General features: G+C 45.0%; 24 protein-coding genes and 1 pseudogene. 9 read left to right on the top strand and 16 right to left on the bottom strand.

Annotated features, from left to right (window positions below; all coding sequences use genetic code 11):
* Positions 1-3: 3 nt before the first annotated feature.
* The 5 genes from FB592_RS16405 to FB592_RS16425 form a co-directional block, all read right to left on the bottom strand.
* Complete coding sequence (locus FB592_RS16405) at positions 4-993, bottom strand: glycosyltransferase family 2 protein (RefSeq protein WP_038829475.1); 990 nt, start codon at positions 991-993, stop codon at positions 4-6.
* Positions 994-1,224: 231 nt separating this feature from the next.
* Complete coding sequence (ephM, locus tag FB592_RS16410) at positions 1,225-2,085, bottom strand: epoxide hydrolase EphM (protein WP_014479220.1); 861 nt, start codon at positions 2,083-2,085, stop codon at positions 1,225-1,227.
* On the bottom strand, positions 2,072-2,404 hold the full coding sequence (spdL, locus tag FB592_RS16415) for an SdpC immunity protein SpdL (RefSeq protein WP_049140590.1): 333 nt from the start codon (positions 2,402-2,404) through the stop codon (positions 2,072-2,074). The genes ephM and spdL overlap by 14 nt, the downstream gene beginning before the upstream one ends.
* Before the next feature lie 84 nt (positions 2,405-2,488).
* Positions 2,489-3,007: an SH3 domain-containing protein gene (locus FB592_RS16420; RefSeq protein ID WP_049140591.1), complete on the bottom strand. Its 519-nt coding sequence runs from the start codon at positions 3,005-3,007 to the stop codon at positions 2,489-2,491.
* Positions 3,008-3,151: 144 nt separating this feature from the next.
* Positions 3,152-3,421, bottom strand: a complete 270-nt coding sequence (locus FB592_RS16425; protein ID WP_003243789.1) for a YfhJ family protein — start codon at positions 3,419-3,421, stop codon at positions 3,152-3,154.
* Positions 3,422-3,545: 124 nt separating this feature from the next.
* On the opposite strand from FB592_RS16425, the gene FB592_RS16430 reads away from it, so the two are divergent.
* A complete protein-coding gene (locus FB592_RS16430; protein ID WP_003223241.1) occupies positions 3,546-3,698 on the top strand; it encodes a small, acid-soluble spore protein K in 153 nt (50 codons plus the stop codon).
* A 31-nt stretch (positions 3,699-3,729) separates the two neighbouring features.
* On the opposite strand, the gene FB592_RS16435 is transcribed toward FB592_RS16430, so the two are convergent.
* From FB592_RS16435 to recX, 3 genes are all read right to left on the bottom strand, one after another.
* Positions 3,730-4,923 (bottom strand): MFS transporter, encoded by a 1,194-nt coding sequence (locus FB592_RS16435; protein ID WP_003243500.1) that lies wholly within the window; start codon positions 4,921-4,923, stop codon positions 3,730-3,732.
* 142 nt (positions 4,924-5,065) lie between these two features.
* Positions 5,066-5,380 carry a YfhH family protein gene (locus FB592_RS16440; protein WP_003244592.1) on the bottom strand — a complete coding sequence of 105 codons (315 nt, stop codon included), beginning with the start codon at positions 5,378-5,380 and terminating at the stop codon, positions 5,066-5,068.
* 1 nt (position 5,381) lies between these two features.
* Positions 5,382-6,176 (bottom strand): recombination regulator RecX, encoded by a 795-nt coding sequence (gene recX, locus FB592_RS16445; protein ID WP_141949802.1) that lies wholly within the window; start codon positions 6,174-6,176, stop codon positions 5,382-5,384.
* Between the two features lie 88 nt (positions 6,177-6,264).
* Between recX and FB592_RS16450 the strand changes: the two genes are divergently transcribed.
* The 3 genes from FB592_RS16450 to FB592_RS16460 all read left to right on the top strand — a co-directional run bounded on the left by FB592_RS16450 (position 6,265) and on the right by FB592_RS16460 (position 7,599).
* Positions 6,265-7,176: a TIGR01777 family oxidoreductase gene (locus FB592_RS16450; RefSeq protein ID WP_103803364.1), complete on the top strand. Its 912-nt coding sequence runs from the start codon at positions 6,265-6,267 to the stop codon at positions 7,174-7,176.
* Between the two features lie 54 nt (positions 7,177-7,230).
* The gene (locus FB592_RS16455; RefSeq protein WP_003223230.1) at positions 7,231-7,341 is read left to right on the top strand and encodes a YfhE family protein; all 111 of its coding nucleotides are present in this window, start codon (positions 7,231-7,233) and stop codon (positions 7,339-7,341) included.
* A gap of 66 nt (positions 7,342-7,407) precedes the next feature.
* Positions 7,408-7,599 carry a YfhD family protein gene (locus FB592_RS16460; protein WP_003233561.1) on the top strand — a complete coding sequence of 64 codons (192 nt, stop codon included), beginning with the start codon at positions 7,408-7,410 and terminating at the stop codon, positions 7,597-7,599.
* 38 nt (positions 7,600-7,637) lie between these two features.
* Here FB592_RS16460 and FB592_RS16465 read toward each other — a convergent pair whose 3' ends face one another.
* From FB592_RS16465 to FB592_RS16480, 4 genes are all read right to left on the bottom strand, one after another.
* On the bottom strand, positions 7,638-8,222 hold the full coding sequence (locus tag FB592_RS16465) for a nitroreductase family protein (RefSeq protein WP_003243940.1): 585 nt from the start codon (positions 8,220-8,222) through the stop codon (positions 7,638-7,640).
* An 87-nt stretch (positions 8,223-8,309) separates the two neighbouring features.
* Complete coding sequence (locus FB592_RS16470; protein ID WP_103803363.1) at positions 8,310-9,191, bottom strand: PhzF family phenazine biosynthesis isomerase; 882 nt, start codon at positions 9,189-9,191, stop codon at positions 8,310-8,312.
* Between the two features lie 114 nt (positions 9,192-9,305).
* Positions 9,306-10,337: a FecCD family ABC transporter permease gene (locus tag FB592_RS16475; protein ID WP_003233568.1), complete on the bottom strand. Its 1,032-nt coding sequence runs from the start codon at positions 10,335-10,337 to the stop codon at positions 9,306-9,308.
* Positions 10,334-11,335, bottom strand: coding sequence for a FecCD family ABC transporter permease (locus FB592_RS16480; protein WP_017696455.1), 1,002 nt, complete (start codon positions 11,333-11,335; stop codon positions 10,334-10,336). Before FB592_RS16480 ends, FB592_RS16475 begins: the two co-directional genes overlap by 4 nt.
* Before the next feature lie 130 nt (positions 11,336-11,465).
* Here FB592_RS16480 and FB592_RS16485 point away from each other — a divergent pair, with 130 nt between their 5' ends.
* Positions 11,466-12,443 carry an ABC transporter substrate-binding protein gene (locus tag FB592_RS16485; protein ID WP_141949805.1) on the top strand — a complete coding sequence of 326 codons (978 nt, stop codon included), beginning with the start codon at positions 11,466-11,468 and terminating at the stop codon, positions 12,441-12,443.
* Between the two features lie 18 nt (positions 12,444-12,461).
* Here the strand turns inward: FB592_RS16485 and mprF are convergent, their stop codons facing one another.
* Positions 12,462-15,032, bottom strand: coding sequence for a bifunctional lysylphosphatidylglycerol flippase/synthetase MprF (gene mprF, locus FB592_RS16490; protein WP_064671925.1), 2,571 nt, complete (start codon positions 15,030-15,032; stop codon positions 12,462-12,464).
* 170 nt (positions 15,033-15,202) lie between these two features.
* On the opposite strand from mprF, the gene FB592_RS16495 reads away from it, so the two are divergent.
* Both FB592_RS16495 and FB592_RS16500 read left to right on the top strand, forming a co-directional pair.
* Positions 15,203-15,685 carry a MarR family transcriptional regulator gene (locus FB592_RS16495; RefSeq protein WP_003233577.1) on the top strand — a complete coding sequence of 161 codons (483 nt, stop codon included), beginning with the start codon at positions 15,203-15,205 and terminating at the stop codon, positions 15,683-15,685.
* 111 nt (positions 15,686-15,796) lie between these two features.
* Positions 15,797-17,353 carry an MFS transporter gene (locus FB592_RS16500; RefSeq protein ID WP_103803360.1) on the top strand — a complete coding sequence of 519 codons (1,557 nt, stop codon included), beginning with the start codon at positions 15,797-15,799 and terminating at the stop codon, positions 17,351-17,353.
* Here the strand turns inward: FB592_RS16500 and bstA are convergent.
* The gene (gene bstA / locus FB592_RS16505; protein WP_003233581.1) at positions 17,350-17,886 is read right to left on the bottom strand and encodes a bacillithiol transferase BstA; all 537 of its coding nucleotides are present in this window, start codon (positions 17,884-17,886) and stop codon (positions 17,350-17,352) included. The genes FB592_RS16500 and bstA overlap by 4 nt on opposite strands.
* Before the next feature lie 123 nt (positions 17,887-18,009).
* Between bstA and FB592_RS16510 the strand changes: the two are divergent.
* Positions 18,010-19,263: pseudogene (locus FB592_RS16510) on the top strand (MFS transporter).
* Positions 19,229-19,846, top strand: coding sequence for a TetR/AcrR family transcriptional regulator (locus tag FB592_RS16515; RefSeq protein WP_042978133.1), 618 nt, complete (start codon positions 19,229-19,231; stop codon positions 19,844-19,846). The pseudogene FB592_RS16510 and the gene FB592_RS16515 overlap by 35 nt, the downstream one beginning before the upstream one ends.
* A gap of 35 nt (positions 19,847-19,881) precedes the next feature.
* Here the strand turns inward: FB592_RS16515 and FB592_RS16520 are convergent, their stop codons facing one another.
* Complete coding sequence (locus FB592_RS16520; protein WP_041851155.1) at positions 19,882-20,970, bottom strand: acyltransferase family protein; 1,089 nt, start codon at positions 20,968-20,970, stop codon at positions 19,882-19,884.
* Between the two features lie 218 nt (positions 20,971-21,188).
* Positions 21,189-21,821 carry an esterase EstB gene (gene estB, locus FB592_RS16525; RefSeq protein WP_003243184.1) on the bottom strand — a complete coding sequence of 211 codons (633 nt, stop codon included), beginning with the start codon at positions 21,819-21,821 and terminating at the stop codon, positions 21,189-21,191.
* Between the last annotated feature and the right edge of the window lie 255 nt (positions 21,822-22,076).

Here is a 22,076-nt window from a genome sequence, read left to right on the forward strand (position 1 = left end):
TTTTCAGTGCATTTTTGTCAGACGCCGCATGCTTTTTAATTCGTTCGTTTCAGGCAGGTCTTTGTTCGGGATATTCGCTTCTTTGATCAAATAATGCGGGCGTTTTTTTGTTTCATAATAGATTCGGCCGATATATTCGCCTATAATTCCGAGGCTTAACAGCTGTACTCCGCCGAGAAATAACACTGCTGAGATAATGGTGAAATACCCAGGCACAGAAATACCGTTAGTCAGAATTTTAACGAATGTGGCAATGATATAAATGATGGAAAGCAGCAGGATGAAAATGCCTGTATAAAAACATAATCTCAGCGGCTTATGATTAAATGAAACGACGCCGTCCATTCCGTAGTTAAACAGACTGCTGAACGACCATTTGGAAGTGCCGTTTTTTCGTTCGACATTTTCATAAAATACAATTTTCTGATCAAAGCCAATCCAGCAAAAAAGGCCTTTTGAAAAGCGGTTTCCTTCGCTCAGCTTCAAAAGTGCATTCACAGCTTGGCGGCTTAACAATCTGAAGTCACCGACACCGTCACGCAAATCGACTTCCACCGCTTTATTAATGAACTTGTAATACATAGATGATAAGAGTGAGCGGACAAAGCTGTCCCCTTTTCTGTTCCTTTGGGCAATGACTTGGTCATACCCTTCTTCGTAGCCTTTGATAAATTCCTGCAGCAAATATGTCGGATGCTGCAGATCGGCATCCATTACAATAACCGCCTCGCCCTGAACATGCTCAAAGCCCGCCAAAATTGCGGCTTCTTTTCCAAAGTTTCGAGAAAAAGATATATATTTTACCCGGCTGCACGTCGCTGCCAAGTCTTTGATCTGCTGAAGCGTGTCATCAACACTTCCGTCGTTTATGAAGAATATTTCATAGTCATAATGAATGTTTTTAAATTCCTTTTTTAAAGATTCATGAATGAGTTTGACATTATACCCTTCATTGTAAGACGGGATAATAATCGAGATTAATCCTTGCTTCATTAAGGCACCTTCTTTTTTTTATTCTTTTTAAGTATTGCCTTAGGGGAGTTTTACACAAATCTTCAGTAAGGCTATTCCTTTTTTTAAAGTCGTTTAAACCTGTTTTTTGTTACAATTTTATGGTGACATTCATGATTTTTAATGTTATTTTGTCATGTTTAAAACAGACTATGAAAAAAACGCACAGAAAAAGTCTGCCATTATGACAGACGGATGGAGAGAAATTTTGGCTTATTGGTTCTTAAGATATTCCAAAATCAGCTGATTGACGATGGCTGGCTTTTCGTGGTTAATCCAATGGGAAGCTTCATCAACAAAGATGAGATGTCCATTCGGGCAATGCCTTTCCGTCTCTTTCGCAAGCTTTCTGCTCAAAAAGCGGTCTTCCATTCCCCAGATCATTCGGTAAGGTACTGTTTCGTAAGAGGGTTTCTCTGCCAAGCTTCCTTTTCTGAGGGCTCTGTACCAGTTCAGCATAGCTGTCAGCGCGCCCGGCTGTTTCCACGCTTCTTTGTACCTGCTGACATCCTCGGATGTAAAAAGCGCGGGACGGTCGGATAATCCAATCGCTTTGTCTAATGTTTCATAATCATTTTCCCTTAGTGATGCCTCCGGTATATCGGGGAGCTGGAAGTATGCGATATACGAGCTTTTCAGCCATTGCGGCGGATAAAGCGGCGTTACGGTTTTCATGACGTGCGGGTGCGGGATATTGATCGCGATTAGTTTTTCAAGATATTCCGGGCGTGTGGAGGCCAAATGCCATGCAACAGCCCCTCCCCAGTCATGCCCGATGACAATTGCTTTTTCATCAGTGAATTGCGTAATAAGCCCGATGATATCATCTCTTAATGTATCAATCCGATACGAATCAATTCCTTCCGGTTTGTCACTGAGATTGTAGCCCCGCTGATCAGGAGCAATGACCCGGTAACCCGCATCAACAAGCGGTTTGATTTGATTTTTCCAGCCGTACCAAAACTCAGGAAATCCATGGAGCAGGACAATTAACGGGCCATCTTCCGGTCCTGCGGCTGCAACGTGGAGCGTGATTCCGTTCGTATTGACAAACTGGCATTTAACTCCGTCCACTTCTATCTCCTCCTTGACTGTGCGTCATGATTTTCAGCCTTTTCTCCGTCAGCATAAATGTTATGACACAGGCGGCAATCAGCAGGATAAGCTGAAGAATAAACAAGTTTGATCCCAGCAGCAAACCCATTCCCGCAATCACCAAGCCTGACAGGATCATTAATGATGCACTGTAACGGTTCGCTTCATTCCATAATCTTTGATCTGACATTGAGCGTCTCGTTCTGTATCCGAGCACACTGTTGATCGATTTGGGAGGAAACAGTTTGATCAGTATGCCAGCAATGATCATAAGCCCTCCGCCGACTAAACCCGTCATATCCTCATCTCCTTTCTCATTGTTACGTGCAGAAAGGAGAAATGTTTCATGCATAGGCAAAAAGACAAGCCTCGGCCTGCCTTTTTATCGCATTTGTAAATCCTTTGTGTGAATATAGCCTTTAACTCCGCCATAATCCACGAACGCCCAAGTGAAGTCAAATCCGCCGTTTTCACTGAATCCCCACCCAAGTATTGTCACCTCTGTTCCAGATGGGAGCTGTTTAGCTTTTCCATTTTCGGGCGTCGGTGCATAGAAGGCTGTCTGTTTCATTGTTTTCGCTTGGCTTGCGGTTTTCATTAAAAAGTGGGTTGAAATATACGCTTTTTTTCCTTTGAAATGAATTTGAGCCCAATCGGCATTTACAAATCCATAGACTTTTACTTTTTGTTCTGATGATACAGTGCCGAGAATGTCACCTTTATGATTTGGCTCAGTCCGGACATTCAGCTTTCCTGTTTTTATGATGTAAGAATCGGATGATGGCATGCTGACAGATATGTCGTGAAGGGGCGCAGCTTTTGCTGCGGGAGCGGAATGAAGTGCTGTCAAACCCAGTCCTGCGGCAGCTGTTAAAGCGAGCATTACTTGTTTCTTTTTCATATAAAGCTCCTCCTCGCATTTTGACAAGATATTAGTGGTATTCCCTGATTGACAGGCTGGTGAAACATGTTTTGTTTATGATTTCTTCCTTATAAGGTAATTTTAAGAAAATGAAAAAACCTGCCGGTCGTTAACGGCAGGTTTTTAGTGCAAAAGGCCTCTGCTTTGATTTAAGTAATCATTCACGTCGTTACGGGAGCTTTGAAAAAGGTGGAGCTGGCCGCCATAGTTTTCAATCCATTGTGTGACGATTTTTTCAGTCATTTTTTCACCTTGATAGGCGTGTCCGGCTTTTGCATAGGTTGCTTCGAAATCGCTCCATAACAATTCCACCCACGTTTTTGCCTGTATATAGCTGATCATCTCGTTCTTTTCCAGAAGCAGATTAGTCAGTTTCTCAATGTACATATTCATGTGTGCAGTCTCCTTTCTTCAGGAAAAAAATAACGCTTTATTACGTGGTGTTCTCCATATACTAACCTTACGTCTTCATCTGGAAAGACGCAACTTTTTGATCTCGAACCTAGGGGGATATGACATGGTCCGAAATAAAGAAAAAGGATTTCCTTACGAAAACGAAAACAAATTTCAGGGTGAACCGAGAGCAAAGGACGACTATGCTTCAAAGCGTGCTGACGGATCTATCAATCAGCATCCTCAAGAAAGAATGAGAGCCTCAGGCAAACGGTAAAGAAGAACAGCTGCATACACTGCAGCTGTTTTTACCCTTTATTGACTTGATATTCGTAGACGCTTTTCTTTTCTGATAAGTGTGCGAAGGTAGAAAGCACAAGTCCGCATGCGGTCATAAGCGCACCTCCTGCAAACAGCCAGGAATAAGAGCCTGTTCCGTTTAAAATCATTCCGCCGATCCATGCACCAAGGGCATTGGCAAGGTTAAATGCTGATACGCTGACAGCTGCGGCAATGGTTGTGCCGCCCTCAGATGAGGAAATGACCTTTGTTTGCAGAAGAGGCGGCGTGCCGAATGCGCATGCCCCGAATAGGAACGTTGCCACAATGGCTGCAGCCGGGTAAATGGCGATGTAAGGAAATACAGCCAGAACACCGATTAAACCGATCATTACGCCGATCATCGTCCGAGTCAGCAAAGGCAGCGGTACTTTTCCAGCAAAGAAATTCCCGGCAACGCCTCCCAATCCATACGCAAAGAGAGCACCTGTAATGCCAACCGTGCTGAATCCGGCTGAATGCCTTAAAATGGGTTCGATAAAGGTGTAGGCGATAAAGACACCGGAATAGCCTAAAATGGTAATCGCGAAGGAAAACAGCACTTGTTTGTGTTTAAAAACCCCCCACTCATTCATAAGCATTGGGATCACTTTTGGTTTTCTGTTCGGCACGGCAGCCATAAGGCCTAAAAATCCGATGACACCAAGTGCCGTAATGATGGAAAACACCGCTCTCCAATTCAGGACATCTCCGAGATAAGAGCCGAATGGAACACCAAGCATTAGAGCCACTGTCAGTCCGCCGTTCATTGAAGCAGCAGCTGCAGCACGCTTTTCCGGCGGAACCATTTCACTTGCGAATACCATGGCAATCGCGAAGAAAGCGCCGTGAATGGACGCAGATAAAATTCTTGAAATGGCCAATACCGCAAAATTCGGCGCCAGTGCGCTCATCAGGTTTGAAAGGATAAATATCGCCATAAGCCCAAGAAGCACAGGCTTTCTCGGAAGCTTGACGGAAATGATGGTGACGAGCGGTCCTGTCAAACAAACGCTTGCCGCATAAGCCGTGACAAGAAGCCCTGCGGATGAAACCTGTATATGAAAGTCATTGGCAATCGACGTCAAAATACCCATCACCGCGTATTCTGTATAGCCGATTGAAAATGTACAAATCATAAGAACAAATATAATAAATTTTACAGATGGGTTTTTGATACTCAACGTCATCGCCTCCTTTGATTTTAAAAAACAACGAGTTTCATCTTAAAAGATTTTTCAAGTGAATTCAATGATTTTTTCTTTAAGAATTCGTGTAAATGTGCTGCAAACAAAAAGAGGCTGATCATCAGCCTCCTGTTACGCTTTATTCTTTTTCTTGCAATACTGAGATTGGCAGCGCTTCCTCTTGCTGGGGGGAAGAGGTCCTGTACCCCCATGCGAAAACGCCATTTAAATAACTGATGGTAAACTCGTCCTCAGTGTTTTCCACACGATATGTTTCTCCCGGTGAGTAATCTTCCGGGTTCAGCAAATATGCTTTTGCCATCGTAATTTTCCGTTCGAGCACTGCCAGTTCGTTTATGATTCCATGCTGTTCGGCTTTTCTTGCTTTTTCAGAAAGTAATGCGATTTCGGTATTGAGTTCGTGAGGTGTCATTTGACTGTATCGTTTCTCCATTTCAGTACTCCTCTTCCTGCAGTAATTGCTCGATTAAATCGAGTGAGAATCCTTTGCGGAATAAAAATTGTTTGACCTTCATGGCGCTTTCATATGAGCCGTCATAGCGGTATTTTCTAAACGCTTTTTCCGCGTGAAGGCGCAGCGCTTCTTTCTCTGTGTCTTCATCATTTTCATATTCAATCTGATCCATCGCCGCGCTGATAACATCAAATGAGAAGCCCTTGCGCTGAAGCTGCAGCTGGGCGCGCTGTTTGAATTCTTTCGTCGAAAGCTTTTTATTTTTTTTGAGAAGCTTTTCAACATGCTTGACCGCTTCTCTTGTCTGATCCTCAAAGGAAAAGGAACTTAGCGCCTCCTTAATTGTATCGTCATCAATTCCCTTCGCTCTTAGCTCTCTGAACAAAACATCAGGGCCTTTTCCGTTTGTTTTTTTGTGAGTGCTGACATAGGCTGCGGCAAATTCCTGGTCGTTTAAGTACTTGTAATCGTTAAGCCTATGGATGACTTCCGCAATGACGGGGGGCGAGGTTTCTTTTTTCTTTAAGTGGTCCTCGACCTCTTTCGTCGACCGCATTCGATAGGATAAAAAGTCAAGCGCACGGTTGAAGCCTTTCTTCACTTCATCGCCGTATTGAATCTCAATGATGTCAAGATCATCGAGTTCTTTTCCCTTCTTGAGCTCAAATTTCACGAGCACATCCGCGTCCACACTGAAGGCGTATTTATCATCCAGAAAAATATTGAAGCGTTCCGTATTCTTTTTTTGCGTTGATATTTTTGTAATAAACGGCATCTTAATCTCCCTTCTCAGGCCTGAAACGCGTTTTCTTTTATTACAATGAGGTAAAGTATATTTATTAGAACGATGAGGAGAGATGTTCATGAATATCGCAATGACGGGCGGAACCGGTTTTCTTGGCCAGCATCTGACAGGCGTTCTTACCCGCCAGGGACATCATGTTTATATTTTATCAAGAAACGCAAGGGAAACTGAACAAAAAAATATGACATATGTCCAATGGCTGACGGAAGGAGCCGCCCCGGAGCAGGAACTTCCTCATATTGATGTCTGGATAAACCTTGCGGGAAAATCGATTTTTGGCCGCTGGACAGAAAAAACGAAGCAGCACATTCTCTCCAGCCGTATCAATGCGACGCGTGAAGTGCAGCGGCTTATTCAGAAACAGAAGGAGAAGCCGAAGACATTGATCCAAGCCAGTGCCGTGGGCATTTACGGCACAAGCCTTGAGAAAACTTTCACAGAGGATTCTGCAACGTCAGATGAGGATTTTCTCAGCCATACTGCACACCTGTGGGAAAAGGAAGGACAGCATATTGAAGCGATGGGTATCCGGACAGTTTATGCGAGATTTGGCGTGATGCTTGGAGAAAAAGGCGCTTTACCGCTTATGGTTCTCCCCTATAAGTTTCTGGCCGGCGGAACGATTGGAACGGGAAGGCAGTGGCTGTCATGGATTCATGTCGAGGATGCGGCCCAGTTGATCCGATATGCGGTGGAAAACGCCGGCATCTCAGGCCCAATGAATGTCACCGCGCCCAATCCTGTGGACATGAAGCAATTCGGAAAAGCGATTGCACGGGTGAAGCACCGCCCGCACTGGCTCCCCGTCCCGGAATTCTTTTTATCAAAAGCATTGGGTGAAATGAGTCTTTTGATTGTGAAAGGACAGCGCGCTCTTCCTAAAAAAGCGATAACCTCTGGATTTCGTTTTACATATTCGGATCTTGAATTTGCACTCTCACAGCTGATAGCGGACCGAAAGACTGTATAAAAACAGCAGGAAGCGTCAACCTTAAGAATAACATGGTTGAAGGAGGTCCTTTATATGGAAAAAAAGAGGGAGAAGCACCAGCAAGGCGCCAACCTGAAAAAAATGCAGGAAGTTCTTTATTCAGGCGAATTTAAAAAAGCGGAAAAAGCTGCTAAGCGGAAGTAGGAATACATAGCCCCTTAAAACCAAATACTATCTTTGTTTGATATCACTTTTTAGGGGGAATTTGATATGGGCAGAAATCATATCCACAAAAACCGTGATAAAAACAAACAAAAGCTTCCACAAGTTCCCGATGCATTAAAAAGGGAAACTGACGGCGTTTACGAAGAATATTCAACCGAGCTTGCTGATGCAGATGACCGCGAAGCGCAAGAGCGTGCGAAAGCAGCCGACAACAGAGCGAAAAAGAAATCTCGTTAATGAAAAACCCCTTGTCTCCGTTTGAGACAAGGGGTTTTTTACATTTCAGTGAACCGGTCGCGGATCGGTGTGCGTTTTTTCACTTCCGGCGCCTCGTCAGGATAACCTGTTTGTATGATGGCGGCGAAACGCTCATTATCCTGCAAACCAAAGGCCTGATGGACTTCTTTGTCATAAAGGATTTTTCCGCTTTTCCAAACCATGCCGATTCCTTTTTCCCAAGCAAGAAGCTGAAGATTTTGAATCAACGAGCTTGTTGCCGCAAAATCGTCGTCCCGCGCTCTTTCGTTTTCATCTTCCTGAAACACGACGAGGAGAAATCCCGGAACGCGCCCAAGTGTGTTTTTGAAATTTTGAAGCTTTTCCTCTGTCATATCCGGCTTGGATTTCTTAGAGAACGCTGCAAATGTATTGATGAGGTTCGCTTTACCTGTCTCACTGGAAACGTAAATAAATCTCCATGGCTCTGTCACTCTGTGATTTGGCGCATATTTTGCCGTTTCAAGCATGTCAAGAATGACTGCTGAAGGTACTGGCTCTTGTTTAAACTTTCGAATCGATCTTCTGCTGCGTATGATGTCCCGCAGTACTGAATGCTGATGTATTTGTTCGGTTTGAGGCATACCGTCTCACCTTCCTATGCAATTGAAAATGATTATCATTTCATAATGATAACGGAAAGTGCATCTTTTTGTAAACCATCATCCGTATTAGATTTTAAGAATACGGGTTTCTGAGTAAACGGCTGTTCCTGTCATGTTCACTTTCACATGGCCGCCGGCTTCGTTCATTTCGATCTCCACTTTTCCGTCTTTTCCAATTTCCTGCCCTTGTTCAATGATAAATTTATGCTGCTCGGCATTGCCATAATGTTTCATATAAGCCCCCATCACGCCGGATGCTGTGCCGGTCACGGGGTCTTCAATCGTTCCCGAATACGGGGATGAAAAGTGGCGTCCGTGCAGGTCGCTGTCGGGATGAACGGTTTCAAAGGTAAACGGATGGACTGAAGCTTTTGGCAGATCAATTAACACTTCCGGAAATTGTTTGTTATCTGGCACCATTTTTTTGGAAGCCTCCAATGATTTAAGCGGAACGATGGCTGTCCATATGCCAGTGCTGCCAAACACAATCGGAAGGTCTTCATGAAAATCCTCTTCGGTGATACCCAGTGCGTTCGCAAGTTTTTTCCGATCGCCTGTAAATGGTTTGAATTGCGGAGAGGCCTGTTCAAGCGTGATATGAATACGGCCATCTTTTTCAGAAATCTTCACAGGCAGGATACCCGCTTTCGTTTGGATGCTGTACGTTTTACCGCTCTCCAGCATTCCTTTCTCACATAATGCGTAAAGAGACGCAACTGTCGCATGACCGCACAAATTCATTTCGTGTCCAGGTGTAAAGTAACGGAGTTCAAGATCGGCCGACTCGCTTTTTCGGATAAAGGAGGTTTCTGAATACCCGGCACGCTCAGCTATGATCTGCATCTCGTCTTCCGTATAAACGTCTCCCCGCAAAACGACGCCTGCGGGGTTTCCTTTGCCGGGACTGCTTGTAAATGCTTCATATTTTAATACCTCTGCTTCTTTCATTCATCTGCCGCCCTTTCTTTATCAATGTCTCTGTCAGTATAGCAAAAATAATTACGAATCTTCAGTCATTATCAAAAAAACCCATTTTCTTTTTTAAGAAAATGGGTGTAACGATTAAGAATTTCTTGTTTTATAGAGCAAATAAATAAAATAAGGTGCGCCGATAGCCGCTGTAAAGACGCCGGCCGGCACTTCCACCGGAGCAAATAAGGTTCTGCCGACGATATCAGCTGTTAAAACGAGCAGAGCTCCAATAAGTGCCGACGCTGGGAGCAGCGCGCCATAAGATGAGCCGACAAGCCGTCTTGCAATATGGGGCGCCATCAGCCCGACAAAACCGATTGTGCCGGCAACTGAAACTGCACAACCAGTAAGAGCCGTACTCAAAAGTAGCAAGAAAAAACGATTTCGCTGCACAGCGCTTCCTGCACCCGCCGCAATATCTTCACCCAGCACCTGTATATTCATATTTTTTAGCGCGACAAAACAAATGAATAAGAGAATGACAGATAAGATAATAGCTATTTTTACATGCTGCCAGTTTGACCCATAAACTGACCCAGTGATATATACATTGGCTTGTGATGCCCGGTAAATCGGGCCTTTGATCATCAACAGGGTAGTCATCGCCTGCGCCGACATTGAAAATCCGATTCCGATAAGCACCAGCCGAAATGTGGAGGCGCCATTTTTGTATGCCAGTAAATAGACGATGAGCCCGACAGCCGATGCGCCGATAAATGCGGCTGCTGGAAGCCATGACAGACTGATCGTAAGTGAACTGCTGCGGTCTGAGAAGAACATCATTAAAAGCACGACCGCTACCGCCGCTCCTCCTGTTATTCCGATAATATCCGGAGATGCGAGAGGGTTTCTGACGAGCCCCTGCAATATCGCGCCTGCCGCTGCCAAGCAGACACCGGCGCATAAAGCCGTCAAAATTCTTGGCATGCGGAACGACATGATCATCAGTTCATCCAGCTTGGAACCTGCACCAAAGAATGTTTTTGCTACATCCCAGGGAGGAATAAACCTTTGTCCGAGACCTGCGCTTATGATGAGTACAGCAGCTGTTAACCCCAGTAAAATTAAAAAGACGATCCATGCTTTCTTTTCAGCCGCAGTAACGCCAAAACGAAGTTTCATAGCTTCGCCCCCCTTCTTGCGATGTACACAAACACAGGCATTCCGATGATGGCGGTCATGACCCCGACAGGAACTTCCTGAGGCATAATGATATATCGCGCACCGATATCCGCGCAAACAAGCAAAATGGCACCCAAAACAGCGGAAAATGGCAGAACCCAGCGATAATCATTACCAACGACAAAGCGGGCAAAATGCGGAATAATGATGCCGATAAAAGAAATCGGCCCGGCAATGGCGACAGCGGACCCTGCAAGCATGACAACACAAAGCGCCATCACAAATTTCAGCAGGCCTGTTTTTTGGCCGAGTCCTTTTGCCACATCTTCTCCCATAACGAGGAGATTAATTTTTTGGCCGAGAAAGAAGCAGATTACCAGCGCTGCCGCTGCATATGGAAGCATCGTCATCAACAGATCCAGACTCCGGCCCTGCACAGAGCCAGTCAGCCAAAAAAGCACCTGGGCAAGCTCGAGTTCGTTGACAGACAGCAAGCCCTGTGTCAGAGAAGAAAACATGGCTGCCATGGCAGCTCCCGCCAGCGTCAGTTTGATTGGCGTCAGCCCTTCCCTCCCAAGCGAGCCTGCTGCATAGACGATCGCGGCGGTAAATGCTGCCCCCAGAAACGAGCTCCATACTAATGCCTGAGGTGACTGAATATGCAGAAAAAACGATCCGGCAACAATAAAAAAACCTGCACCGGCGTTAATCCCGAAAATCCCCGGTGACGCAAGCGGATTTTTTGTGAGCGCCTGCATGAGAGCGCCCGCGGCTGCAAGCGAGGCGCCGACGACTGTCGCAACCAAAGCGCGCGGAAGCCTGACATCCTTGATGATGACATGCTCATTTGTTCCGTTGAAGGAAGTAAACGCCTGATAGACCTGTCTCCATGACGTACCTGTATAGCCGTACACGACGCTTGCGCAGACAGCCGCCAGTAAAATGAAAATCAGACATACTAACACAATCCATTTTGAAGATGCCTTTTTGCAGATCATGATCTAATTCTCCTAGTTATTTACTATGTAATGTTTGTTTTTGAGAATAATCCTCAATTAGGGATTGACACTCTTAACACTGCTTATTATGATCTAAATGATAATGAATTTCAATATTGGGAGGAAAAAGATGAAAAAGCATATCAGCATGCTATTCGTATTTTTAATGGCCGTTATAGTACTTTCTGCCTGTAATAGTTCAGAAAGTAAAAGTAACAGCGAGGGGTCAAGCAGCAAAACAAGAACGGTCAAACATGCAATGGGGACATCAGACAACATTCCCGCCACTCCAAAACGGATTGTTGTTTTAACTAATGAAGGAACAGAGGCGCTCTTAGCGCTTGGCATTAAGCCGGTCGGAGCCGTAAAGTCATGGAAGGGCGACCCGTGGTATGACTATCTGAAAGATGACATGAAAGGTGTTAAAAACGTCGGTCTTGAAACGGAACCGAATGTGGAAGCCATCGCAGAATTAAAGCCTGATTTGATTATTGGAAACAAAGTGCGCCAGGAAAAAATTTATGATCAGTTAAATGCGATTGCGCCGACTGTTTTTGCTGAATCTTTGGCCGGGAACTGGAAGGATAACCTGACTCTATACGCCAACGCGGTGAATAAGGCGGACAAAGGCAAGGAAGTCATTGCCGATTTTGATAAACGTGTTTCTGATTTAAAAAACAAGCTGGGCGACCAGACAAACAAAACCGTTTCAGTCGTACGCTTTTTATCCGGTGAATCAAGAATCTATTATACCGATTCATTCTCAGGGATTATTTTAGACCAGCTTGGCTTCAAACGCCCTGAAAAACAAGTAGAACTGTTCAAGAAACAAAAGGACCAATTTACGTTCTCAACTGACAGTAAAGAATCTATTCCTGATATGGATGCTGATGTGCTGTTTTATTTCACTTATAAAGCCGATAATGCAAAGGAAAATGAAAAATGGGCCAATCAGTGGACAAGCAGTTCACTATGGAAAAACCTAAAGGCCGTGAAATCAGGTAATGCGCATGAAGTCGATGACGTCGTATGGACAACCGCAGGCGGAATTAAAGCCGCAAACTACCTGCTTGATGATATTGAAACCTACTTCTTAAAAACGAAATAAAAAAAAGACTCCGTCTTATTAGACGGAGTCTTTTTTGCTTTTGCCAATCAGACGTGTAACGAGGAACATGGTGACAGAAAGAGATCTGTTTTTCCGATACGCTAAGTATTTCCCTCGCCACTCCGGTTTGTATTTTTCTTTAAAGGCTCTTAGGCCGCTGAAGCTGTACATGTATCTGACATTATTAAAAATGACAGCGGCAAACCTTTCGGACCAGAAGGATGTAAAGGCAGTGCCGACATTAGCCAAGGGTGCCATCCCCATATTAAATGACGTGCAGCCCTCTTCCTTTGCCCATAAAAACATACGGATAAACAATGCGTCCATAATGCCATTTGGAGCGTCGCCGCGATAGCGCATTAGGTCAACCGATATCTCTCCCTCCTGGTACATCGGCATGACATTTGCGAATGCAACGATCTCTCCCTCTGCATTTTTCATATAGGCGATCGGCGCTTTCTGTAAATAGGAAGGATCAAAAAATCCGAGCGAGAATCCCTTCTCCTTTTTCGAGCCGAGCCATTCGTCTGAGATTTGCTTCAGCTCCTCCAAAAACGCATCAGAAAATGGGGGATGATCCACATGGAAAGTATACTCCTCCCGCTCAAAGCGGTTATTGATTGCCCGAAGGCCGGCTTTTTTCTTCCCAGTCAAGGTGAATGTATTTAAATCTACATATGCTTCCTCGCCAAGTTTAAAGAAGTTGTAGCCAAAATCGTGATACAGCGCCATGTCCTCTCGTTCAATTTGATAGAACAAAACACTGAATCCCTTCTGATGCGCTTCGTTCAGAAATTCTTCCAGCACGAGCGGGAATGATTCTCTTTGGCCAGACGGATCGCCGAGCACGACCAGCCTTCTGGCGATTTTCCCGAATAGAAGCAGTGCATTCCCATCACTGGAAAAATAAAACCGCTTATCTCCAAGAAAACCAAGATGGCTCAGCGCGTTGCCGCCTTTTTCATTAAGAAACGCAGCAAGACGCTCAGGGTCAGCTTGCTCTCCGATCGGTTTCGTTCTCTTATGATAGACCACTGTAAATATCAAGAAGAACAGCGGCACAATAATGATCGCCATGATGGTTGCATGTGTAATATGCGAGGTGCTGTGGACGAAATATTCGTGACGCAGCACCTTCTTCATCCGGTCCCAAATAAAGCCCGCGATCAGATTGTAGTTAAAGAGCGCCACAGTAAACAGCGCCACAGCGAATATCAATTGTCCCAGTGTATAGGATGCCTGTTCGCGGACAAATTGTTTTTTCAATAGCACAAGCAATACGATAATCATCGGCAGTACGAATATCGCGCTGATGTTAAGCCCTTTTAAAAAGCTGAACACAAAGCCGCCGACAAGCGCTGTAATGGCCATCGTATAGGAACGTTTTGTCCGTTTATAAAGCTCAATCGGCAAAATTAGCAGAATGAGCGCTGAGCTTAAGGACAGGCCGTTGAACAGCAAAAGCGCCGGGCGCGGAATGTGCGGTATAACCGTCAGCCTGTCAATCGGCAAGGAAACAGAGGCCAAGACAATCAGACCTGCTACGAACACAATAAGGGAAAGCGAGCCTTGCAAAATTCTCACTAATACCGCACGCTGAACAACAAGCAGAACGTTTGTCGTCTCAATTGCCGGTGCGATGCGCGGGTTCGTTTCGAGCCGCTTCATTGTATTTTCCGTCAGGTCGCCGGCGGCAAAGAACAGCCCCAAGATAAATGGGATAAATGAGTAGGCGAGCCTGTACAACACAATAGAAGTAACGATGGCCTCTTGATGATAGCCAAGCTGCTCCATCCCCAGCAAAAATAAAAGGTCAAACGAGCCGAAGCCGCCCGGCACGAGGCTGATCATTCCTCCGATCGCCGCAATGACGAACACCCCGAACACATACCTGATATCTGCATGAATGCCCATAGCGAACAAAGCAAAATAGATGACGATCCCGGCCATGAGCCATTCAACAACTGAAGCTCCAATATATGCGAAAATCGGATTTTTCACTTTATCCGCATTCTCTTCGTCCCCAGCTTTGCGGTCTTTTATTTTGGACACCGCCAAAGACAGCGGCAATATCAGCGCAAAACCGATAACGACCGCCCATAGCCAAGGCTTTTCATGAATCACTTCATCCACTGGCAGCACTCTCGCAGCGACGAAAATGCTGAAAACAGATAATCCGAGCAGCATAGATGATGTGAGCCAGGCGATTCCTTTCACGAGTGCCTTATGGTCTTTCGTATGCTCCTTATAGAACATCATTCTTAACCCGACGCCGGCTAAACCGCCGAAGCCCAGCACATTATTAAATGAATTGGCGATCCAGGAAACCCTGAATACTTTTCCGTTTGTGATCGATAGGCGCAGTGAGTATTTCAGGACGTAATCATACAGCGACATGGCCGCAACAGCCAGCAAGCCGATCAACACAAGCATGAATAAGTCCGTTCGTTCCAGTCCGTTGATGACCATGAGCGTACGTTTGAAAGACAGATTTGTCAGTTCTTTTTTCGATTGATAAATAACAAATAGCAAAACAGCAATAGGAAAAACGATTTTTAATATTGATAAAGCATTCTTTTTAATCAGCAATGGTCTCTCCAATCATATTCTAGTTCGATCCTCTCCCCCAATAATCTCCAACTCATTATACACTACCGTTATTTTTCGGACAAAGTCCCGCATGCGGTTTTGCTCACTTTCTTTCAGGAGTGAAAATCGAGTAATATGGTAAGAGGAGTGAATGATGAGGAAGTGATGAAATGGAATATAATTTACACGATACAACAGTATTAAACGAAAACATTCTTTCATCGGAGGAACGGGAAATATGGGTGCTCTATATGAAAGTCTTAACGTCCGCCGGGCTCGGTGATGTGTCCGAGTGGATGAAGCTGGATATGAGCATGCCGCAAATGAAGGTGCTGATGCTATTAAACAACCATGGAACATTGAAAGTGAGCGACATTGCTGAAAAAATGGGGGCTTCCCTGTCCAATACAACTGGGCTGCTTGACCGGCTTGAAAAATCAGGATTTGTCAAACGCTCACATTCTGAAGAGGACCGCCGCTCTGTAGTTGTTCAGTTGACAGAGAATGCGAAAAAGATTTTCCGGGGTTTGTATGAAAAAGGCCACCTGAAATTGAAGCGTTCATTAGAGCTGCTGTCCCCTGAAGAAAAGCAGGCTGTTTCCGAAGGGCTGTCTATCCTTTCAAGAGCATTAGAGAAAGCGAAAAAAGAATAAATCTGTAAGTCTGTCATCCGCAAACTGCGGGAGCAGGCTTTTTTTATTTGACATTTAGTTCATTTAAAATGAATAATATACTTTGAATGAATAAAAAAGGAGTTGATGAATATGTCTGAAGCATTAACAGAGCAGAAAGGCCAAAAGTGGGCGATCAGCCTGTTTACGATTGGTGTATTTATGGCTGCGCTAGATAACGGAATTATTTCAGCTGCCTTAACAACGATAAACGAGTCGTTTTCCGTCTCTCCTTCCTGGGGATCATGGGGCATTACCCTTTATACGCTTGGTCTTAGCGTCAGTGTGCCAATCGTCGGAAAGCTTTCCGACCGCTACGGCAGAAAAAAACTCTTTCTCATTGAGGTTTGCCTGTTCGGACTTGGTTCTTTGCTTGTTGCTTTGAGCCAAAGCTTCCCGCTCTTTCTGATATCGCGGCTGATTCAGGCGCTTGGAGGCGGCGGGATTTTCATCATCGGCAGCTCTCACATTCTCGCGACTCTCCCAAAGGAAAAACAGGGGAAGGCCCTTGGGCTGCTTGGCGCAATGAACGGGATGGCCGCTGTGCTCGGGCCAAATATCGGAAGCTTTCTGCTTGATTGGACCGGGTCTTGGCATTGGCTGTTTTTGATTAATTTGCCGATTGCCGTGCTATTGGTTGTTTTCGGCGCATACTTTATCGCGGAAACAAAAGCACCTGAAGCTAAGCGCCTCGACACGGCCGGAATCTTCCTTCTATCCCTGTCGATTTTAGCCGTGATGTACGGCATGACGAACCTTGACGGGGCAAATCTCTTACACAGCTTGGGGAATCCGGAGGTTTATGGATGTATTATTTTTGGCATACTTTGTTTTGCAGCGCTTATCTCGTATGAAAAGAGAGTTGAAATGCGAGGAGGCGATCCCATTTTGGCGTATTCTCTGCTGCGAAACCATATGTTTCAGCGCACGCTTATCATCGGTTTGTTATCCGGGGGGCTCTTGGCGGCAGTCATTTTTATCCCGTCATATGTCGAGCAGTATTTGGGTGTCCCTGCCGCAAAAGCAGGCTATTGGATGACACCGCTTGCGTTGGCTTCCGGAATCGGCGCTTGGCTTGGCGGAGCGCTTACCGACAAAAAAGGTCCTGTAAAAACCGTTATTCTTTCGGGAATCATCTCATGTGCGGGGTTTGCTTTATTTCCGCTCTGGGTGACGGAAAAATGGGAGTTTGTGATCGCAAGTGTGGCAGCTGGGATCGGTTTTGGCTTTCTGTTAGGCGCTCCGCTGAACGTCCTTGTATCAGAAGCGGCAAAAACAAATAAGGGTACAGCTCTTGGCACGCTTTCATTAGTAAGGCAAATTGGACTGACCTTGGCGCCTACTCTTTATGCAGGTTTTATCACAGCCGGGTTTGACCAAATAGGTGATGAGATCAGTAGCCACTTATCGGACAGCGGATATTCAGAAAAGGCGATGCAGATGATTCCGGAGATCGACAGTTCTGATGTTTCTTCTTTACAAGAACAAATCGAACGCATTCCCGTTCCTGAAGTCAAAACCGCGATAAGCGACGCCATTCATGCGAGTGTCGCCAGCGGCTATGATCATTTATATGCAGCGGCTGCTGTGATCTCACTTCTGGTGATTGCTGCTATCAGTATTCCGGCTTTCCGCCGGCAAAAGCGTTAAGACCACCCCATCCGTCTGGAAAGCTCCGTAATATGAGCGATATGGTGATGTGAGTGCCAGACATACAGGCCGAGCGCGTTCTCCAGGGTAATGATCTCCTTTGTATCAGGGTGATAAAATCCGCGCTTAAATTGCTGATCCGTCAGGGTGCGGAGCAGAGCCGTCCATCTTCCGTGAAGCTCCTGCAAAAGCGCGAGTGAGCCGCTCGGATCTGCCGTTTTCGAGTCTTTTAGCTCCGACCATGCTTTTTCATCATACGGACGGATAGCCGGTGTCTCTTCCGTCAAGCTCAATTTAAAACGAATATAGCTGTTCATATGACTGTCAGCCAGATGATGAATAACTTGCCGAACGGTCCATCCACCGTCCCGGTACGGTGTGTCAAGCTGGCTGTCCGTCATGCCCTCTACAGCTTGCTTCAATTTTGCCGGCACTTCTTCAAGCACTTGAATCCATTTATCTTTTTGCTCCTTCGATATGGATTCCCTCGGCTTGTATTCTCCTATTGGGTAGCTTAGATTGACTGATGTCATGCATGTTCTCCCTTCTATTCAAGCTTCTCCTTTATTTTACAAGAAAAAGATTGTGTATTGCGTCTTTTTCCCATACAATAAAAACGACACTAGTGTCATTTTTATTATTTAGGAGGATGAATCATGGAAAAACCGTTGTTTTGCACTCAAAAAGGGCTGATGACACTGTTAGCCTCGCAAACCATTTCTTCACTTGGAGACTGGCTTCACATTTTGGCCGTGCTAACCTTAGCCGCTTTTCAGCTGGATGCTTCACCATTAGATATGTCGCTTTTAATGATGTCATTTGCTTTGCCTGTCATTGTACTTGGACCTGTATCGGGCCTACTCGCCGACCGTTTTGACAGAAAAACGATTATGTTTCTATCTGAAATCGGCCGTGCCCTCACTGTTATCAGCTGCGTTTATGTCAGTGAGCTTTGGCAGCTTTACGTATTGCTATCCGTTCAGAGCTGTTTTTCTTCACTTTTTTTACCTGCTAAAAACAGAAAGCTTAAGGAATTGGCTCCGGAAGCACACATTCAGCAGGCCGTTTCCGTCAGCAGCATCATTGATAACAGCTCAAAAATCTTCGGCCCTGCCCTTGGCGGCACACTGATCGCTGCTTTCTCGATACACTCTGTTTTTTATATAAACGCCGGCGCCTTCTTTCTTTCCGCTGTCATTTTGTTTTTCCTTCCCAGAGATGCTTTTTTACAAAAAGCCAATACACCTCAAAAAAAAACACCAGCACTTACTTCTATCAAGGAAGGCCTTCAGTTTTTGAAACGGATGCCGCTTCTATTAACAGGCTTACTCACAGCTTGCGTCGTTCTCTTTGTTTTGTAGATTGGTGATTCCCAGGCTATCATTCTTATCCGTTCTTTTTCAGGCGCTCCGCCTGAGCTTGCAGGCTGGTGCATGGCCGTCAGCGGAGCCGGCATGCTCCTTACGGCGGCAATTGCCGGCAGACGGCGAATCACCTCTTATTTTCTTTATTTCTCAGCTGGGACCTTTCTGCTTGGACTAGCAACTGGAGGCGTGCCATTTCTGAGCGGAATGGGAATTGCCGGCATTGCTCTTTTTATTTTCGCTTTTTTCATCATGGGAGCGGCTTTTGGTCTGGTCCATATTCCATTTCAAATTCTCGTGCAAACAACAGTGCCGGTTGATTACAGCGGCAGGGTGTTTGGCGCCATTCAGAGCGCGACAACCCTCGCCTCCATCCTCGGCATGGCGGGCGGAGGCATGCTGGCGGAATGGATCGGTGTTTCACTTGCTTTTCTTGTCTGTGGCTGCTTGCTGATCTTGATTGGGTTGATTACACTTGTAGGTAAGAAAGTTTCAGAAAGCAGGCGATATCTTGTCACCAAAAGTAACAAAGGAGCACAAGGATAAACGACAGGCAAAGATTTTAGAGGCTGCCAAAACGGTTTTTAAACGTAAAGGATTCGAATTAACGACGATGAAGGACGTTGTAGAAGAGTCAGGTTTCAGCCGGGGCGGTGTCTATCTTTATTTTTCAAGCACTGAGGAGATGTTTCGCCGCATTATTGAAACAGGGCTGGATGAAGGACTCCGAAAGCTTGATAAATCAGCTGAACACCAAAGTGTTTGGTCCGCCATTTCAATCTATTTGGATGAACTGACTGAGGGCCTGCGTGATGTAGCAGATACGCTGGCGCCGGTGCAATTTGAATATTTAGTGACAGCTTGGCGGAATGAGGAACGTAGGCAGTATTTGGAGAAAAGGTATGATCTTTTTGTGGAAAGATTTTCAAAGCTATTGCAAAAAGGGATCGATCAGGGAGAGTTTCAGCCGCTTCAGCCTCTTGCGACTATCGCCAAGTTTTTCCTCAATATGAATGACGGCATCATTCAAAACGCCCTGTATTTCGATGAAGAAAAAGCTGATGTATCTGGACTTGCTGAGTCTGCAAAACTATATTTAAAAACAGTTCTGCAAGCGGATGAGAAGTAAAGAAACGCGGCAGGAGCCCTCCTGCCGCTTGTTTTTCACCCTGCGTGATCACGCACTTCGACTGTTACCTTCTTCTGTTTCGGCTGATAAATTTTCCCCACAAATAAATATCCGTATTTGAATTTATTCAGTGCCCACGAGGTCAGAATCGGGCCGGCTGTACACACGGCAAACAGCAGGAGAACAGCCGGTACGGCAGGAATGTCGGGCATATTCAAAAGCAACACGTAGCCTATAATCATAAAATAAGCATGAAGCAGATAAATCGAAAAGGAATAGTTGCTAATAAACATCATGATTTTCGGCACATGCTTCATTTTGGAAAACAAGTGAAAGCACAGGAAAATCATGCTTGTTGAATACAGCATGATATCAGGCCGCTTCGAGCTGATCATGCCGATTTCACCGACATATGAAACAGTGACAACCAGCGCCCCAGAAGCAATTGCGGCGCCGTACACCACCCAGCGGTATTGGTTCAGCAGCGCTAAAAAACGCTTGTATTCTTTTCCGCAATAGTAGGCTAGACAAAAGTAGAAAAGCCAGCCTGCGAACGGAACCCAGAAGAACGGAAATGCCCCGCCCTCTTCAGAAGCAGGAGCCGGGCTGGCTGCGGAGAAATAGCCTAAATAAGCGGCTGTCACCACAAATGAGATAGACAGCACCCATTTCGGCGATGCTTTTTTCAAATACTCATGAAACATCATATGCAGCATGTAAAATTGAAAGATGACGAGAATGAAGTATCCGATAAAGTTTCCTAAGAATACGTTCGCCAGATATTTTTGCACAAACGCGAGAAAGGTTACCTCTCCCCCCATCGCACTGGTCATCAGCAGCGCATCGATGGCCGCGATAAATAAAAAAGGAACAAAAATCACTTTTCCCCGCTTCTTTAAAAAACCGTCAGGCACCCCATCAGGATAAGAACGGGCCAGTAAAAATTCAGAGATGAAAATAAAAGCGGGCGTGCTGAACATCAGGAGTGTTCGGAAAGAATCAACAGTGTGAGAAATATCTGCAAGAGCTTCTGCCTGAAGCATCAGGACCATTGAAATGATATGGAGCAAGACGACACTTAAGCACGAAATGCAGCGGATCATAAAAATTTCTTTAATTTGCATAACAGCGCTCCTTTTATTTCAAATTGATAGAAATCGATGGTTGTACCTTAACATGTCCGCTCTATTTGAAAAAGTGCCTGATGTCATAAATTGACGTATGCATGATAGACTAAGGTCATAAACCCCTCTGGCTTATTGGTGTATCTTTCTCAGACGATATTGCTAGAAAAATGCAAAAAACCTGCCGTAACGGAGACTGCAGGTTTTTTATGAAGATATTAATTTGTATTGAGGCCTCCGCCATTCAGCCCTTCTTTGATATAGCCGTTCACTTGGCTATTAGAGAGCAAGCCAATATGACCGATGCCATAAAGCTGGATGTTTCGCGCTCCTTGTAACCGAGACAAGCTATTGATTACAATTTGATCATTGAGACTGTAAATAGATGTATAGAGGATCTTTTGATTAGGATCTGTACCCGGCAGCGCCGTTGATGACACTAAACCATTAGCCCCGCCAAGCGTTACGACATTTTGAATCTTATTGCCCCCGCCTAAATATTTAATATAGTACAGCGTATTGGCGCCTCCCATACTATGAGCCACAATATCTACTTTTTTTGCCCCCGTCTCTTTTAAAACACGGTCAACATATGAAGCAAGCTGCGGGCCGTTATTTAGGTTATTTCCTGTTTTATCATAAAAATCAATTGCGTACAGTTTGTTGCTTTGCCAGCCTTGAGAAATTAAGTAGTTTTTAATAGCGAAAAAGTTGTATGATGCACCACTTATTCCATGAACAAGAACGACAGGATTATGTACTGATTCAGCTTTTGCGCCAGACGGCGGAGCGGCTAAAACAGATAGAATCAGCGATAAACAAATAATGAATGCCATAAGTACTTTTTTCACGTTTATTCCCCCTTAAAATGTTTATACCACCAATTTCCTATTATACATAAAAAATCAATATGGTTAATATTTTTTCTGAAAATTAAATTTAAATCTCTTTTATATTGACGGAGATAAATCGGATACCTTCTGACAAACCTTTTATCTTCATTTCCAAAGAGCCCGGTTGTGTTCCCTTCCTCCCTTTTCTATAATAAGGGGAATAGGCAGTTAGAATCACAGTTGAGCACCGGCTCATCTGTTTTGCGAAACAGC

This window comes from Bacillus sp. SJZ110 (assembly GCF_006715455.1).
Classification (GTDB): Bacteria; Bacillota; Bacilli; order Bacillales; family Bacillaceae; genus Bacillus; species Bacillus subtilis.

Excerpts from the sequence above, each read along its gene's own strand:
- FB592_RS16405 (WP_038829475.1), bottom strand. The coding sequence starts at position 993 with ATGAAGCAAGGATTAATCTCGATTATTATCCCGTCTTACAATGAAGGG.
- spdL (WP_049140590.1), bottom strand. The coding sequence starts at position 2,404 with ATGACGGGTTTAGTCGGCGGAGGGCTTATGATCATTGCTGGCATACTG.
- FB592_RS16420 (WP_049140591.1), bottom strand. The coding sequence starts at position 3,007 with ATGAAAAAGAAACAAGTAATGCTCGCTTTAACAGCTGCCGCAGGACTG.
- FB592_RS16425 (WP_003243789.1), bottom strand. The coding sequence starts at position 3,421 with ATGAATATGTACATTGAGAAACTGACTAATCTGCTTCTGGAAAAGAAC.
- FB592_RS16430 (WP_003223241.1), top strand. The coding sequence starts at position 3,546 with ATGGTCCGAAATAAAGAAAAAGGATTTCCTTACGAAAACGAAAACAAA.
- FB592_RS16440 (WP_003244592.1), bottom strand. The coding sequence starts at position 5,380 with ATGGAGAAACGATACAGTCAAATGACACCTCACGAACTCAATACCGAA.
- recX (WP_141949802.1), bottom strand. The coding sequence starts at position 6,176 with ATGCCGTTTATTACAAAAATATCAACGCAAAAAAAGAATACGGAACGC.
- FB592_RS16450 (WP_103803364.1), top strand. The coding sequence starts at position 6,265 with ATGAATATCGCAATGACGGGCGGAACCGGTTTTCTTGGCCAGCATCTG.
- FB592_RS16455 (WP_003223230.1), top strand. The coding sequence starts at position 7,231 with ATGGAAAAAAAGAGGGAGAAGCACCAGCAAGGCGCCAACCTGAAAAAA.
- FB592_RS16460 (WP_003233561.1), top strand. The coding sequence starts at position 7,408 with ATGGGCAGAAATCATATCCACAAAAACCGTGATAAAAACAAACAAAAG.
- FB592_RS16465 (WP_003243940.1), bottom strand. The coding sequence starts at position 8,222 with ATGCCTCAAACCGAACAAATACATCAGCATTCAGTACTGCGGGACATC.
- FB592_RS16470 (WP_103803363.1), bottom strand. The coding sequence starts at position 9,191 with ATGAAAGAAGCAGAGGTATTAAAATATGAAGCATTTACAAGCAGTCCC.
- FB592_RS16475 (WP_003233568.1), bottom strand. The coding sequence starts at position 10,337 with ATGAAACTTCGTTTTGGCGTTACTGCGGCTGAAAAGAAAGCATGGATC.
- FB592_RS16480 (WP_017696455.1), bottom strand. The coding sequence starts at position 11,335 with ATGATCTGCAAAAAGGCATCTTCAAAATGGATTGTGTTAGTATGTCTG.
- FB592_RS16485 (WP_141949805.1), top strand. The coding sequence starts at position 11,466 with ATGAAAAAGCATATCAGCATGCTATTCGTATTTTTAATGGCCGTTATA.
- FB592_RS16495 (WP_003233577.1), top strand. The coding sequence starts at position 15,203 with ATGGAATATAATTTACACGATACAACAGTATTAAACGAAAACATTCTT.
- FB592_RS16500 (WP_103803360.1), top strand. The coding sequence starts at position 15,797 with ATGTCTGAAGCATTAACAGAGCAGAAAGGCCAAAAGTGGGCGATCAGC.
- bstA (WP_003233581.1), bottom strand. The coding sequence starts at position 17,886 with ATGACATCAGTCAATCTAAGCTACCCAATAGGAGAATACAAGCCGAGG.
- FB592_RS16520 (WP_041851155.1), bottom strand. The coding sequence starts at position 20,970 with ATGCAAATTAAAGAAATTTTTATGATCCGCTGCATTTCGTGCTTAAGT.